General features: G+C 62.0%; 12 protein-coding genes and 1 tRNA gene. 8 read left to right on the top strand and 5 right to left on the bottom strand.

The genetic code is table 11. From position 1 onward, the window contains the following. The first annotated feature begins 147 nt into the window (after window positions 1–147). Window positions 148–954: a GTP cyclohydrolase FolE2 gene (gene folE2, locus C0Z16_RS26800; protein WP_102635085.1), complete on the top strand. Its 807-nt coding sequence runs from the start codon at window positions 148–150 to the stop codon at window positions 952–954. Between the two features lie 88 nt (window positions 955–1042). Here the strand turns inward: folE2 and tsaD are convergent, their stop codons facing one another. Next, window positions 1043–2071, bottom strand: coding sequence for a tRNA (adenosine(37)-N6)-threonylcarbamoyltransferase complex transferase subunit TsaD (gene tsaD, locus C0Z16_RS26795; RefSeq protein WP_102635084.1), 1029 nt, complete (start codon window positions 2069–2071; stop codon window positions 1043–1045). Between the two features lie 111 nt (window positions 2072–2182). Between tsaD and C0Z16_RS26790 the strand changes: the two genes are divergently transcribed. The 6 genes from C0Z16_RS26790 to C0Z16_RS26765 all read left to right on the top strand — a co-directional run bounded on the left by C0Z16_RS26790 (window position 2183) and on the right by C0Z16_RS26765 (window position 9061). After that, entirely contained in the window at window positions 2183–3400 is a 1218-nt protein-coding gene (locus tag C0Z16_RS26790; RefSeq protein ID WP_102635083.1) for a BaiN/RdsA family NAD(P)/FAD-dependent oxidoreductase, read from the top strand. Window positions 3401–3468: 68 nt separating this feature from the next. Next, window positions 3469–3681, top strand: a complete 213-nt coding sequence (rpsU, locus tag C0Z16_RS26785; RefSeq protein ID WP_027802973.1) for a 30S ribosomal protein S21 — start codon at window positions 3469–3471, stop codon at window positions 3679–3681. 237 nt (window positions 3682–3918) lie between these two features. Further along, a complete protein-coding gene (locus C0Z16_RS26780) occupies window positions 3919–4365 on the top strand; it encodes a GatB/YqeY domain-containing protein (protein WP_102635082.1) in 447 nt (148 codons plus the stop codon). 72 nt (window positions 4366–4437) lie between these two features. Continuing rightward, window positions 4438–6303, top strand: a complete 1866-nt coding sequence (gene dnaG / locus C0Z16_RS26775) for a DNA primase (RefSeq protein ID WP_102635081.1) — start codon at window positions 4438–4440, stop codon at window positions 6301–6303. Between the two features lie 92 nt (window positions 6304–6395). Then, window positions 6396–8807: an RNA polymerase sigma factor RpoD gene (gene rpoD / locus C0Z16_RS26770; protein ID WP_102635080.1), complete on the top strand. Its 2412-nt coding sequence runs from the start codon at window positions 6396–6398 to the stop codon at window positions 8805–8807. A gap of 166 nt (window positions 8808–8973) precedes the next feature. After that, window positions 8974–9061 (top strand) — tRNA-Ile (locus tag C0Z16_RS26765). Window positions 9062–9156: 95 nt separating this feature from the next. On the opposite strand, the gene C0Z16_RS26760 is transcribed toward C0Z16_RS26765, so the two are convergent. Together C0Z16_RS26760 and C0Z16_RS26755 are read right to left on the bottom strand one after the other, a co-directional pair. After that, entirely contained in the window at window positions 9157–11379 is a 2223-nt protein-coding gene (locus C0Z16_RS26760; RefSeq protein WP_102635079.1) for a xanthine dehydrogenase family protein molybdopterin-binding subunit, read from the bottom strand. A 2-nt stretch (window positions 11380–11381) separates the two neighbouring features. Beyond that, window positions 11382–11843: a (2Fe-2S)-binding protein gene (locus tag C0Z16_RS26755; protein ID WP_102635078.1), complete on the bottom strand. Its 462-nt coding sequence runs from the start codon at window positions 11841–11843 to the stop codon at window positions 11382–11384. A 184-nt stretch (window positions 11844–12027) separates the two neighbouring features. Here C0Z16_RS26755 and C0Z16_RS26750 point away from each other — a divergent pair, with 184 nt between their 5' ends. Then, entirely contained in the window at window positions 12028–12972 is a 945-nt protein-coding gene (locus tag C0Z16_RS26750; RefSeq protein ID WP_102635152.1) for an AraC family transcriptional regulator, read from the top strand. Between the two features lie 86 nt (window positions 12973–13058). On the opposite strand, the gene C0Z16_RS26745 is transcribed toward C0Z16_RS26750, so the two are convergent. Both C0Z16_RS26745 and C0Z16_RS26740 read right to left on the bottom strand, forming a co-directional pair. Next, window positions 13059–13850, bottom strand: coding sequence for a DUF2182 domain-containing protein (locus tag C0Z16_RS26745; protein ID WP_102635077.1), 792 nt, complete (start codon window positions 13848–13850; stop codon window positions 13059–13061). A 23-nt stretch (window positions 13851–13873) separates the two neighbouring features. Next, window positions 13874–14518, bottom strand: coding sequence for a DUF1326 domain-containing protein (locus C0Z16_RS26740; protein WP_102635076.1), 645 nt, complete (start codon window positions 14516–14518; stop codon window positions 13874–13876). Window positions 14519–14660: the final 142 nt, after the last annotated feature.

Raw genomic sequence — 14660 nt, 5'->3', positions numbered from 1 at the left:
TCCAACGCCGGCAGGGGCCGGCGTTTGCCGTTGCAGGCCCCGATCTGCACGGCCGCTGAGGACTCCCAAACCTGTCGCTTTGCGACAGTCCCTGAGAGGGGCAGGAAAATTTGGGGCGGGCCAGCGTCTTCTTGAAAGGACAAGAACATGAACCAGATGAACCCCGCCTTTGTGATGCCAGACGTGCAAAGCACGCCCGATACGCGCCAGATTCCGATTCAGCGCGTTGGTGTCAAGGCGGTGCGCCATCCGCTGACGGTGCGCACACAAAGCGGTGACGCGCAGCCGACAATCGGCACATGGAATCTCGACGTGCATTTGCCGGCCGACCAGAAGGGCACGCACATGTCTCGCTTCGTCGCGTTGCTCGAAGAGAACAAGGCGCCGCTCGAACCGGCCACGTTCCGCACGATGCTCGCCGCGATGCTGGACAAGCTCGAGGCCGAAGCTGGCCGCATCGAAGTGTCGTTCCCTTACTTTGTGAACAAGACAGCGCCGGTGTCGGGCGTGCAAAGCCTGCTCGATTACGAGGTCACGCTGACCGGCGAGACGCGCAACGGGGCGGCGCGTCTGTTCGTCAAAGTGCTCGTGCCGGTCACGAGCCTGTGCCCGTGTTCGAAGAAGATCTCGCAGTACGGCGCGCATAACCAGCGCTCGCACGTCACGATCAACGCCGAACTGGCGGGCGACGTCGCCGTGGAAGAGCTGATCTGTATCGCCGAAGAAGAAGCGTCGTGCGAACTGTGGGGTTTGCTCAAACGTCCGGACGAGAAGTTTGTGACCGAACGAGCCTACGAGAATCCGAAGTTTGTCGAAGACCTGGTGCGCGACGTCGCGCAGCGTCTGAATGCGGACGAGCGGATCGTCGCCTATCTGCTCGAAGCTGAAAACTTCGAGTCGATTCACAATCACAGCGCGTATGCGGTGATCGAGCGGGATAAGCGGGTGGTTTGAGACCGCGCGTCAGTTTGTTGGCTGCATGAAAAAGCCGCTTCGGGATGAAGCGGCTTTTGTCGGCGTCAAGAGACAAGAGACGTCCAGTTCAGCGCGCGAGCGACGTCAGGTCCCAGCGCGGCTTCACCGTGAACGCGTAGTCTTTGGCCGATTGATCGGGCCAGCGTTGCAGGCGCAGCGCGCCGGCCAGCGCGATCATCGCGCCGTTGTCCGTGCATAGCGACAAGTCCGGGTAGTGCACATAGAAATTGCGCTTCTGCGCCGCGGCCGAAAGCGCCTCGCGCAGCTGTCGGTTCGCGCCCACGCCGCCCGCCACGACGAGCCGGTTGAGCTTCGTGCGCTTCAGCGCGGCGAGCGACTTGGCTGCCAGCACGTCGACGGCTGCGTCGACGAAACCGCGTGCCAGATCCGCTTTCGCCTGCTCGCAAATGTTCGCGCCGCCGAGCTTCTTTGCGTGCGTGAGCACGGCCGTTTTCAGGCCGCTGAAGCTGAAATCGAGGTCGCCGGAGTGCAGCATGGGGCGCGGCAGCACCACTGCGCCCGGCGTGCCGAACTCCGCCATGCGCGAGACTTCCGGGCCACCGGGATAGCCGAGGCCGAGCAGTTTGGCGGTTTTGTCGAAGGCTTCGCCGGCGGCGTCGTCGAGCGTTTCGCCTAGCGTTTCGTAGACGCCTACGTCCGTTACGCGCATCAACTGCGTATGACCGCCCGATACGAGCAAGGCGACAAATGGAAACGGCGGCGGTTCGTCAACAAGCAGCGGCGACAGCAAGTGCCCCTCAAGATGATGAATGCCGATGGTCGGCTTGTCCCACGCCATAGCCAGCGAATTCGCCACGCTCGCGCCGACCAGCAGCGCGCCCGCGAGCCCAGGCCCTTGCGTATAGGCGATCGCGTCGATGTCGCCGCGAGCCGCGCCCGCGTGTTCCATCACCTCTTCGAGCAATGGCAGCGCGCGCCGGATATGGTCGCGCGACGCCAGCTCCGGCACCACGCCGCCGTACTCCCGATGCATCGCAATCTGCGAGTGCAGCGCGTGCGCGAGCAGGCCGCGTTCCGTGTCGTAGAGCGCGAGACCGGTTTCGTCGCAGGAGCTTTCGATGCCGAGAACGAGCATGATTGGTGGGCTGGAACGGGCCTTTCAATGTGCCCGAAACGCAAAAAGGTAAGCCTGAAAGTATAGCAGCGCGGGCAAGGCGACGCAGACGCGCAGGTACAATGCCGCCCCATGGAATCCTTCGATATCGCTGTGATCGGCGCGGGCGCGGCCGGCATGATGTGCGCAGCCGTGGCCGGCCAACTGGGCCGCCGCGTGGTGCTGATCGATCACTCGCAGCGCCTGGCGGAAAAGATCCGCATCTCCGGCGGCGGCCGCTGCAACTTCACGAATTTGTATGCGGGCCCGGCCAATTATCTGTCGGCGAATCCGCATTTTTGCCGCTCCGCGCTCGCGCGCTACACGCCGCGCGACTTCATGGCGCTCCTCAAGCGCCATCATGTGACGTGGCATGAGAAGCACAAGGGTCAACTTTTCTGCAACGAGTCGAGCGACGCCGTCATCAACGTACTAAAGAGCGAGTGCGACGCGGGACGGGTCGCATGGCGCACGCCGCTGTCGGTCGAACAGGTGAGGCAGGACGTGGAAAGCCGCTTCACGCTCGACACGAACGCCGGTCCGATTGCCGCGCGGGCGCTCGTCGTCGCGACCGGCGGCCTGTCCATTCCGAAGATCGGCGCGACGGATTTTGCGTACCGCCTCGCAAAGGAATTCGGCCACAAGCTAATCGACATGCGCCCCGCGCTGGTCCCGCTGACTTTTGCCGCCGCCGACTGGGAGCCGTTCTCGGCGCTATCCGGCGCGTCTCTGGAAGTGCGGATCGCGACCGGCAACAAGAAGTCCGGGGCGGAATTCGACGAAGACCTGCTACTGACGCACCGCGGTCTTTCCGGCCCCGGCGTGCTGCAAATCTCGAGCTATTGGCAGCCGGGCGAGCCGATCCACATCGATCTGCTGCCGAATCGGGACGCCACGACCGCGCTGCTCGAAGCGAAAACCGGAACGCGGCGCCAGATTGCCAATCTGTTGTCGGAATGGGTGCCGCAGCGGCTTGCTCACGTGTGGCTGGAGACGCACCAGATTCCGGCTGAAGCCCGCGTGGCCGACCTGCCGGATAAGATCCTCCGCCGGATCGGGGAAGCGCTGTCGCGCTGGACGCTCACGCCCAACGGCACCGAGGGCTACCGCAAGGCCGAAGTGACGCGCGGCGGCGTCGACACGCGCGACCTGTCGTCGTCGACGATGATGAGTGCGCGCGCGCCCGGTTTGTACTTCATCGGCGAGGCGGTCGATGTGACCGGCTGGCTCGGCGGCTACAATTTTCAGTGGGCCTGGGCTTCGGGCGTGGCGGCCGGCCAGGCGGCCGCGGAGTATGCCCGAGGGGCTTGACGGCGCAGTGGCTTTGTGACAAAGCTCTGCTATACTCCTGAACCTTTACAAAGTTCCGTTATTGAAAAATGACGACCATCCGCGTAAAAGACAACGAGCCGTTTGAAGTCGCCATGCGCCGTTTCAAGCGCACCATGGAGAAAAGCGGCTTGTTGACAGACCTTCGTGCGCGCGAGTTTTACGAAAAGCCTACGGCTGAACGCAAGCGCAAGAAGGCGGCTGCGGTGAAGCGTCATTTCAAGCGTCTGCGTAGCCAGATGCTGCCAAAGAAGTTCTACTGATTCTGGCGTTGCCGCGGTTCCGATCAAACGGAGCGGCGACATCCAACCGGTGACGGCACAACGGGTGCCGCCACGGAAAACACGGTCTTTTCGGACCAGCCGGCAGGGTCGCATCCACTACGCACATTGCGTCAACCCGCTTGAGGAAGCAGTCCCAAGCGGGTATTCGTGTTGATGCAGTCGGTGTTGACGCAGTCGACGCGGCCGGTTTCAATTTCCTACGCATTCAGGTGAATCATGAGTCTCAAGGACCGGATCAACGACGATATGAAAGCCGCCATGCGGGCACGTGAGACCGAGCGTCTCGGCACGATCCGCCTGCTGCTGGCCGCGATCAAGCAGCGTGAAGTCGACGAGCGCGTGATGCTCGACGACACCGCGGTCACCGCTGTCATCGACAAGATGATCAAGCAGCGCAAAGACTCGATTAGCCAGTTCGAGGCCGCCGGCCGCACGGATCTCGCCGACAAGGAAAAGGCCGAACTGGCCATTTTGTCGGCTTACATGCCCGAGCAGATGTCCGAGGCGGAAATTGTTGCCGAGGTGCAGGCCGCGGTTGCGCAAACGGGCGCAGCAGGCCCGCAGGACATGGGCAAAGTAATGGGTGTGCTGAAGCCGAAGCTGGCCGGCCGCGCCGACATGACCGCCGTTTCGGCTCAAGTCAAAGCCGCGCTCGCGAAGTAAATCGCGCATTGTGGTCCGCGTGCCCGCCCTCGGCGGCGCGCGGCCTCGAGTTTTCAGGTAGCGGCATTTATAGTGATCCCACCGTCATTCCTGCAGGATCTCCTCAACCGCGTCGATATCGTCGACGTGGTGGGCAGGTACGTGCAGTTAAAGAAGGGCGGCGCAAATTTCATGGGGCTTTGCCCGTTCCATAACGAGAAAAGCCCTTCATTTACGGTTAGTCCGACTAAGCAGTTTTATCACTGCTTCGGCTGCGGAGCGCACGGTACGGCAATCGGTTTTCTGATGGAGCACGTCGGCGCTTCGTTTCCGGAGGCGGTCAACGAACTGGCGCAATCCGTCGGCCTGACCGTGCCTAACGAGCCTTCGCCCGGATACGGCGGCGGTTCCGGCGGTTATGCGCCGGCGGCATCCAAAGCGGTGACCACGGCGCTTTCCGATGTCATGCAGACAGCCTGCGACTACTACCGCAAGCAACTGCGTGGCGCGCCCGCGGCAATCCAGTATCTGAAGAAACGCGGCTTGACGGGCGAGGTCGCCGCCCGCTTTGGGCTCGGCTACGCGCCGGACGGCTGGCAGAACCTCGAAGCCGCGTTTCCGAACTATCGCGACGATGCCCTGGTTGAGTCGGGTCTCGTGATCGTCAGCGAAAAATCGGACGCGCAGGGACAGAGCCGCCGCTACGACCGCTTTCGCGAGCGGATCATGTTCCCGATACGCAATGTGAAGGGGCAGGTGATCGGCTTCGGCGGCCGGGTTCTGGACGGCGGCGAGCCAAAGTATTTGAATTCGCCGGAAACGCCTCTATTTAACAAGGGCAGCGAGTTGTACGGCCTTTTCGAGGCGCGTCTCGCGATTCGGGAACAGCACTACGTGCTGGTCGTCGAAGGTTATATGGACGTCGTCGCGCTGGCCCAATTGGGGTTCCAGAACGCGGTCGCCACACTAGGCACAGCCTGTACGCCGATTCATGTGCAGAAACTGATGCGCCAGACCGACACGGTCATCTTCAGTTTCGACGGCGATTCAGCGGGCCGGCGCGCCGCGCGGCGCGCGCTGGACGCCTGTTTGCCGCACGCGGCGGACAACCGGACCATCCGCTTCCTGTTCCTGCCCACCGAGCACGATCCGGACAGCTACGTGCGCGAGTTTGGGACCGACGCGTTCGCCGAACAGGTGGAACGCGCCATGCCGCTCTCGCAGTTCATGCTGAACGAGGTGCTGACCGGCAAGGAACTGGATCAGCCGGAAGGCCGTGCGCGTGCGCTGTTCGACGCGAAGCCGCTGCTGCAGGCGCTGCCGGCCAATGCGCTGCGCGCGCAGATCATGCATATGTTCGCCGACCGGCTGGATGTGCCGTTCGACGAGGTGGCCTCGCTCTGCGAGGTCGACTCGCGCATTGCGGCGGCGGCCCGGTCGGCGCCCGCTCGCAAGGATCGACGCAGCGTAACCGGCATCGAAGAAAAGACGCTGCGCAATCTTGTGATGTATCCGCGCACGGTCGCAGTGCTCGATGAGGAAGCCGAACAGGCGCTTCTGAGCGTCACGCGGCACGGCGAATTGTTCGAAGAAGTGACGACGCATGCGCGCGCGCTTGGCGATTCGGCGGAGTTTCAGTTGCTCTCCGACCTATTGCGAAACGGGGCAAACGCCCCAACTTTCGAGGAAATCTTTCGCAAAATTCTGGACTATGATGAAAATGTCCGGGATTTGTTGCTGAAGGACCCGGAAGATGCGACCGTCATCGAGGAGCGGCGCGAGCAGGAACGAATCGTGGGAGAGGAGTTGAAAGCGGCGATTCTGAAGATGCGATACGACGCTTATTGCGATCGTCTCGAGCAGCTTTCGCGGCAATCCCGGCATACTCCGGAGGAGTTTGCGGAGCTCGCGGAACTCAATCGGAAACGGGCTGACATGAAGCGCCAGCTCGGCTTGTAGGCGGAAGCGCAGAAACCTGAGTGGTATAATTAAAGGTTTCCAGCGGTTTGTTTTTTAAAGGGTTTTCCTAGCAAAGGCGAAAAGGCGATGCGATGGCAAAGACTACAGGTGGAAAGAACACACCCGGCCCACGTTCCAGGGAGCAGACCACCAAGGTCACTTCGGCCAGGTTAGATTCTTCCGCCAGGAAAGCGTCTGCCGTCAGCGTTACACCGGCTGCCGGGAAGAAGTCCTCGACCACTTCGGCCGTGCGAGCGGAGCCGGCGGAGGTGGCAAAGACGGTGGCGAAGGCGGCGAAAGCCGTACCACCTCCGGCTGAGAGACGGCCGGGTGTCAGAAGCGCAAGGGAAGCGGCTGTCGCGCAGGACGATGCGGCAGTGCGCGAGACTCCAGTATCCACGGTTCAACCGGCTGTTGTCCACCAGCCGCGAGTCGAGACTACAGCCGGTACGGCGAACTCCATGACGAAAAAGCTGAATGAAGTACCCGTCGATGACGACGCAACCCAGAGCGAAGAAACTCCTGTGGCCGCTTCCGGCAAAGTGGAAAAGGCCAAGGCTCGCGATCGTCGCGCGAAAGAAAAGGCGCTGCTGAAAGACGCATTTTCGTCGTCGCAGCCCGGCACGGTCGAGGAACTGGAGGAGCGCCGCTCGAAACTGCGCGCGCTGATCAAGCTCGGCAAGGAGCGCGGCTTCCTCACGTACGCTGAAATCAACGATCATCTGCCGGACAACTTCACCGAGACCGAGGCGATCGAAGGCATTATCAGTACGTTCAACGACATGGGCGTGGCTGTGTACGAGCAGGCGCCCGATGCCGAAACGCTGCTGCTGAACGACAACGCGCCCGCCGCTTCGTCCGACGACGAAGTGGAAGAGGAAGCCGAAGTCGCGCTCTCCACTGTCGACTCGGAATTTGGCCGCACGACCGACCCCGTCCGCATGTACATGCGTGAAATGGGCACGGTCGAGCTGCTCACGCGCGAGGGCGAAATCGAAATCGCCAAGCGGATCGAAGACGGCCTGAAGCATATGGTGATGGCCATCTCCGCATGCCCGACCACGATCGCCGACATTCTGGCCATGGCCGAGCGCGTCGCGAATGAGGAAATCCGCATCGACGAACTGGTTGACGGCCTGATTGACGCTGATGCGGAAGACGCGGACGGCTTCTCGGTGCAAGAGGCGGAAGCGATCGAGAGCGAAGACGAGGAAGAAGAGGAAGAGGAAGAAGCGGACGAGGAAGAAGACGACGGCACGGCGCAGGCCACGGCCAACGCAGCGCAGATGGAAGCGCTAAAGCGTGCATCGCTCGAAAAATTCGCGATGATCAGCGAATGGTTCGACAAGATGCGTCGCGCGTTCGAGAAGGAAGGCTACAAGTCGAAGTCGTATCTGAAGGCGCAGGAAACGATTCAGAACGAACTCATGACGATCCGCTTCACCGCGCGTACTGTCGAGCGTCTGTGCGACACGTTGCGTGCGCAAGTGGACGAAGTGCGTCAGGTCGAGCGTCAGATTCTGCATACGGTCGTCGACAAGTGCGGCATGCCGCGTGCGGAGTTCATCGCGCGTTTCCCGGGCAGCGAAACGGATCTCGAGTGGGCCGACAAGATCGTCGGTGAAGGTCATGCCTATAGCGCGATCCTCACGCGGAATATTCCGGCCATTCGCGAGCAGCAACAACGTCTGCTGGATTTGCAGGCGCGTGTGGTGCTGCCGCTGAAGGACCTGAAGGAAACCAACCGTCAGATGGCGGCCGGCGAACTGAAGGCGCGCCAGGCGAAGCGCGAAATGACCGAGGCTAACTTGCGTCTCGTGATCTCGATTGCGAAGAAGTACACGAACCGTGGTCTGCAGTTCCTCGACCTGATCCAGGAAGGCAACATCGGCTTGATGAAGGCGGTGGACAAGTTCGAATATCGTCGTGGCTACAAGTTCTCCACGTATGCAACGTGGTGGATCCGCCAGGCCATTACGCGTTCAATTGCGGACCAGGCCCGTACCATCCGTATTCCGGTTCACATGATCGAAACGATCAACAAGATGAACCGCATCTCGCGTCAGATTCTGCAGGAAACCGGCCTTGAGCCGGATCCGGCAACGCTGGCCGAGAAGATGGAAATGCCGGAAGACAAGATCCGCAAGATCATGAAGATCGCGAAAGAGCCGATCTCCATGGAAACGCCGATCGGTGACGACGACGATTCGCATCTGGGCGACTTCATCGAAGACACGAACACCGTGGCGCCCGCAGACGCCGCGTTGCACGCGAGCATGCGCGATGTCGTGAAGGACGTGCTCGACTCGTTGACGCCGCGCGAAGCGAAGGTGCTGCGCATGCGTTTCGGTATCGAGATGAGCACGGACCACACGCTCGAAGAAGTCGGCAAGCAATTCGACGTGACGCGCGAGCGGATCCGTCAGATCGAGGCGAAGGCGCTGCGCAAGCTGCGTCATCCGAGCCGCTCTGACAAGCTGAAGTCCTTCCTTGAAGGGAATTGATCGACGCGCTTAGCCGAGGCGTTGTTCGTCGCAAACGATGTAGCAGTTTGAAGGGGTTTCCCAGTCGTTTCGCAGAAGCGAAGCGGTTGCGGAGACCCCTTTTTCGTGTAGTATGTCGGCCAATCAACGAATAGGTCCGGTGCTCAACACCGCATCTTTCTCTCCAGGGCCGGACGCCGTGCTGGTTGCAGGCAGCGGACTCATAATCCGCCTCCGAAAGGACACCGTCGGTTCGACTCCGACCCGGCCCACCAAATTCAAAGAGTCACGTGGCTATCCCGCGTTGAAGTCACCCCGGCGGTCGGCGGTCGAGATACGGCGCACGTCGTACGGACCTGAGCAAAGACCGTCAGGCGCTCTTTTGCGCACCGGCCGGGAACGGCAAGCTGTGAAGCCATTTGCCTGTGGCCGCGAAAATTGCATTCGCGACCGCTGGTCCCACTGGCGCGACACCCGGCTCGCCCACGCCGGTCGGCGCTTCGCCAGACTGCACGATATGCACCTCGACCTTCGGCATTTCGGCGATTCGCAGCACCTGGTAAGTGTCGAAGTTGTTCTGCTCGACCTTGCCATCCTTTAACGTGATCGCGCTGTGCAATGCCGCGCCGAGACCAAAACCGATCCCACCTTCCATCTGGGCAGCGATGATGTCGGGATTGATCGGCGTGCCGCAATCCACCGCACACACAACGCGCTCCACTTTCACGTTACCGTCCTTGTCGACGGAAACTTCCGCGACCTGCGCGACGAACGTCTTGAACGCTTCGGCGACCGCGATGCCGCGTCCGCGGCCTTTCGGCAACGGGTTGACCGGGTCCCAGCCTGCTTTCTGCGCCGCAAGTTCAAGCACGGCCCGCATGCGCGGTTCGTGCGTGAGCAGATCGCGGCGGAAAACGAATGGGTCCTTGCCCGCGGCGTGCGCGGCTTCGTCGATGAACGCCTCGACCGCGAATGCGGTATGCGAGCTTCCGACCACCCGCCACCAGAGTACCGGCACACCGGTCTGCGTGGTCGTCAATTCCACCGAGATGTTCGGAATCGCATAGGCCACGTTCGCGGCGCCCTCGACCGAGGTCGCGTCAATGCCGTTCTTCACCATGACGCTCGCGAACGGTGTGCCGGCGAGGATCGACTGGCCGACAATCCGGTGCCGCCAGCCGACGAGCTTGCCGTCCGCAGTCAGACCCGCGTCGAGCTTGTGAAAGTACATCGGCCGGTAAAGGCCGCCGTGGATGTCGTCCTCGCGGGTCCATTGCAGCTTGACCGGCGTGCCGTTTGCGCCCAGCGCGCGGGCGATCGACACAGCCTCGACGATATAGTCCGAGCGCGTGTTCGCACGCCGCCCGAAGCTGCCACCCGCATACAGCGTGTGAATCTTCACCTGCTGAGGATCGAGCCCCGCCGTGCGCGCGGCGTTGGCCTGGTCGACCGTCTGGAACTGGTCGCCTGCCCAGATCTCGCAACTATCGGCAGTGAGCTTGACGACCGCGTCGAGCGGCTCCATCGGCGCGTGAGCGAGATACGGGAACGCGTAGGTGGCGGAGATCTTTTTCGCGGCGCCTGCGAGCGCCTGCTCAGCATTGCCGTCCTTGCGGGCGGATGCGCCGGGCTGCTCGGCGAGCTGCCGGTATTCGGCCATGATCGCGTCCGAGCTGCGCTTTTCGGCCTTCGAATCGTCCCATTCAATCTTCAGCGCATCGCGGCCCTGTTTCGCCGCCCAGAAGCCTTTTGCGACAACCGCGACACCACCCGGCACCTGCACGACCGAGACGACGCCCGGCACCGCTTTCGCAGCCGATGCATCGAACGACTTGACCGTCGCACCGAAGAGCGGCGGACGTTGCAGCAGCGCGACGAGCATACCGGGCAACGTGACGTCGAGCGTGAACTGCGCGGTGCCGTCGGTTTTCGCGGGAACGTCGACGCGGGGCAGCTGATGGCCGATCAAACGGAAGTCCTTCGGCGACTTGAGCGCGACTTTCTCCGGCACCGGTAAGCGGGCCGCGGCCGACGCGAGCGAGCCATAAGTCGCGCTGCGGCTCGTGGCCGCATGGTGCACGCTGCCGTCGCGCGTCACCAGGTCGGTTACGGGCACCTGCCACTGCGCGGCGGCGGCGGAGACCAGCATCACACGCGCTTTCGCGCCGGCTTCACGCAGTTGCATCCACGAGTTGGCCATTGCCGAACTGCCGCCCGTGCCCTGCATCGTGCCGAACGCGAGGTTCGCATAGCGCTTCGCGTCGGCGGGCGCGCTTTCGACGCGCACGTCCTGCCAGTTCGCGTCCAGCTCTTCGGCGACGATCGTCGCGATACCGGTGTATGCGCCCTGGCCCATCTCGACGTGCTTCGCGATGATCGTCACGCTGTTGTCCGGCGCAACGCGCAGAAAGGCGTTGGGTGCAAACGTCGTGTCCGGCATCGTGTCGGCGAGCGCGCGGCGGCCCATGCCCGCCCACTCGAAGCCGATGGTGAGGCCGATGTTGACGCCGACTGCCGCGACAGCGCCGGCTGCTTTCAGGAAGGTCCGGCGCGACGGGCGTACCGCGTCCGTGAAATCAGATTCAGTCGTCATGGTCAGGCCTTCAGGGTGGCAGCGGCTTCGTGGATGGCCGCGCGTATGCGGGTGTAGGTTGCGCAGCGGCACAGATTGCCGTTCATCGCGGCGTCGATATCCGCGTCGGTGGGCGTTGCGTTCTGTTCGAGCAAGGCTGTCGCGGACATGATCTGTCCAGACTGACAGTATCCGCACTGCGGCACCTGCAGCTTGACCCATGCGGCCTGAATGGCTTTCGCGGGCCGGCTTGCAATACCTTCGATCGTCGTGATGTGTTTGCCCGCGACGGCGGCGAGCGGCAACATGCACGAACGTGTGGCCTGGCCTTCCAGATGAACGGTGCAGGCGCCACATTGCGCCATCCCGCAGCCAAACTTTGTGCCGTGCAGGCCCGCGTCCTCGCGGATTGCCCAGAGAAGCGGCGTAGCAGGATCGGCATTGAGCGTAACGTTTTTGCCGTTGAGAAAAAACGATGTAGACATGGAACCTCTCCGTTGGGAAAGCCCGAACTTGGCGCCGGGTGTACGCGGCAGTGTGACCGACCGCCTGCCGTTGCGCTTACACGATCCTGCAAAAATATTGAACAATGCTGCAAATCGAGCAGATCTGCCATGGCTGGCTGGTAGCCGTTCGGTATGCTCGATCCGTCAACGGAGTCCAATGCACATGAAACAAAGTTCTGCCGGGATCGATCCCTCGGCGTCGCGCGAAGCGGCACGCCGCGAACTTGCCGCGCTCGTCAGCCGCTTCGCGCCCGTGGACGGTGCGCATCAGACGGCGATTCCCTCGCTGGCCTTCTACCGGTATTCGGCGCCCGCCGATCTTGGCTGCGGCGTGACGAACTCCGCGTTCGTGTTCGCAGCGCAGGGCGCCAAGCGGGTCGTGGTCGCGGGACAGGCTTACGACTACGATCATCTGCATTGCCTCGTGACGTCCGTCGATTTGCCGATGACGTCGCACGTGACGCGAGCGTCGGCCGACGCGCCTTATCTGTGCGTGAAGCTCACACTGGATCCGCAGTGCATTGCAGAGCTGGCGACGCAACTGCGTCTACCGGAACCGGGTGCCGTGTCGGCGGGCGAGGGCATCGTCGTGGGCTCGCTGTCGGCGCCGGTTTTCGACGCAGCGCTGCGGCTGGTGCGATTGCTCGATACTCCGGGTGATATCCCAGTTCTCGCGCCGCTTATCGAAAAGGAATTGCTCTATCGGCTGATGACGAGCGAGCAGGGCAAGCGGCTGCGGCACATCGCCGTGAACGGGAGCCAGACGTACCGGATCGCGCGGGCGATCAAGTGGATCCAGAATCACTACTCCGAGCTTTTGCGGGTGGAGGTGCTGGCGCAGGAGGTGAACATGAGCGTGTCGTCGTTCCATCATCACTTCAAGAACGTCACGACGCTCAGTCCACTGCAGTATCAGAAGCAACTGCGGCTTCACGAGGCTCGAAAACTGTTACTTGGACAGAATGGCGATGTCGGGTCGGTGGCAATCAGGGTTGGGTATGACAGCCCATCGCAGTTCAGTCGCGAATACAGCCGGCTGTTTGGGGCGCCTCCACTTCGGGATGTGGTGGAGTTAAGGCGTCGCAACGGGGTGGGGTATGGAGAGTAGGGCGACGCTTTGATTATCAGTTTGAACGTTGATTAACGGATTCAGCTGCCCTGTCATTTGAATGATCGGGTGAGCAGAAGAAGCGATCACACGAGAAGGGTGACGCCTGCCCACGCAATCAGGACGACGCCCAGCGCGCGGCCGGCACGTTCACCCCAGGGCACGATTTTCTCGACAAAAACGATCAGCGACAGCGCGGCGATCCAGATGAGATTCATGATCCCGCCGACGAACAACAGCGCCATGAGTAGCCAACAGCAGCCCACGCAGTAAATCCCATGACGCATCCCGAGCAGGAAGCTGCCGGCGAGGCCAGGACGCCAGTGCGCAGTGAGGAATTGGACAGGTGAGCGGCATTGCTTGAGGCAAGCGCGCTTGAGCGGCGAGAACTGATAGAGGCCGGCCACCGCGAGCAAGCATGCGGAAAGGGGCGCGCTCTTCGACCACAGCATCATTTCGGAAATGAGACCGGTGGGCTGCAACATTTTTTGCAACGTTGCCGCGCAGATCGAGAAGGCCAACCATGCCGTCAGATAACCGGCCAGAAGAAACAGTGAGGGAATCGACGAGCGGGCTTCGTCCGTGTTGTGCTGCCGCAGCACACGTCGATACAGCAGGATGAGCGGCGCCGCGCTGGGCGTCATCATCGCGATCATCATGGTCCACCACATCAAAATCACGGCGGGCAGCGACGGATCCATACCACCCGCGCCGTCCGCCAGTCGATGCGGAAAAAGCGTGATCGCCGTCATATCACGTGCGGACATGCCGGTTCCCGCGCCCGTCCAGAGATACAGCCATGACCACGCGACGACAACAGTAATGCCGAGCGCGGTGACGACGCGCTCATGTCCGATGATCTTTTCGAGGCTGACCATGCGGCTCAAGCGGCTCAAGCGGCTCAAGCGGCAACGCGATGGCGGATCAGTCCTTTGTTATTCATGTGCAGCCGCGCGAACTGCGCATAGGTCCCTTCGAGGTCCAGTGCGATGTTGCCCTGCGAGCGGCTCGTACCGGAGCCGACCTCGGCGAGTTCGTATTCGAAGCCGTGCGGCAAGTCGATTCGCACCCGGTGCTCTTCGCCCGTTACCGCGTTGCGGATCGGTTCGCCGACCACGTCGAAAACGCCATCGACATGAATACGGCCGCGTCTGGCATCGACATCCGCGTCGAAGTCGATCGTCGTAAAGATTGGATCGAATGCATGCTCAACCGTGGAAGCGAATACGGCGAACATGGTGGCGAACGGTTCGGTGTCCTGCCCCGTCATGATTTTCAGAATGCCTTCGCGTTGTTCCGGACTAGCCCGTTCGTCGACGATCGGCTGGCACTTGCCCTTGCCTTCGTGGATCGGTCCCGGCCATTGAAACACCACGGCGATGTTGAGGCCGTCGAGCCGCACATCGCCGTAGTAACCGTTGTTGATAGAGATGGCACCCATCGCTTCGCAGGAGCCTTTGGTCGGCGGTGCGCTGAACTGACAAGGGCAACCGTATGAGCAATTGCAGGTGACCAGCTCTGTGCCTTGAATTTCCCAGGGAGTCATGGTTGTCCTCCTTGTGCCCCGCGAGGAGTAAGTGGTTCGATCAAGTCTAGGCGAGGAGAAAGGGAAGTCAATTTTGGGGCTGAGTCGAGGGCGCGGCGGAACACAACGCGGCCGATTACCGGGACCCGCCTCCGCCTCCACC

The organism is Paraburkholderia rhynchosiae (assembly GCF_002879865.1).
GTDB lineage: Bacteria > Pseudomonadota > Gammaproteobacteria > Burkholderiales > Burkholderiaceae > Paraburkholderia > Paraburkholderia rhynchosiae.
This window is presented reverse-complemented; position numbering and strand designations above follow the sequence as displayed.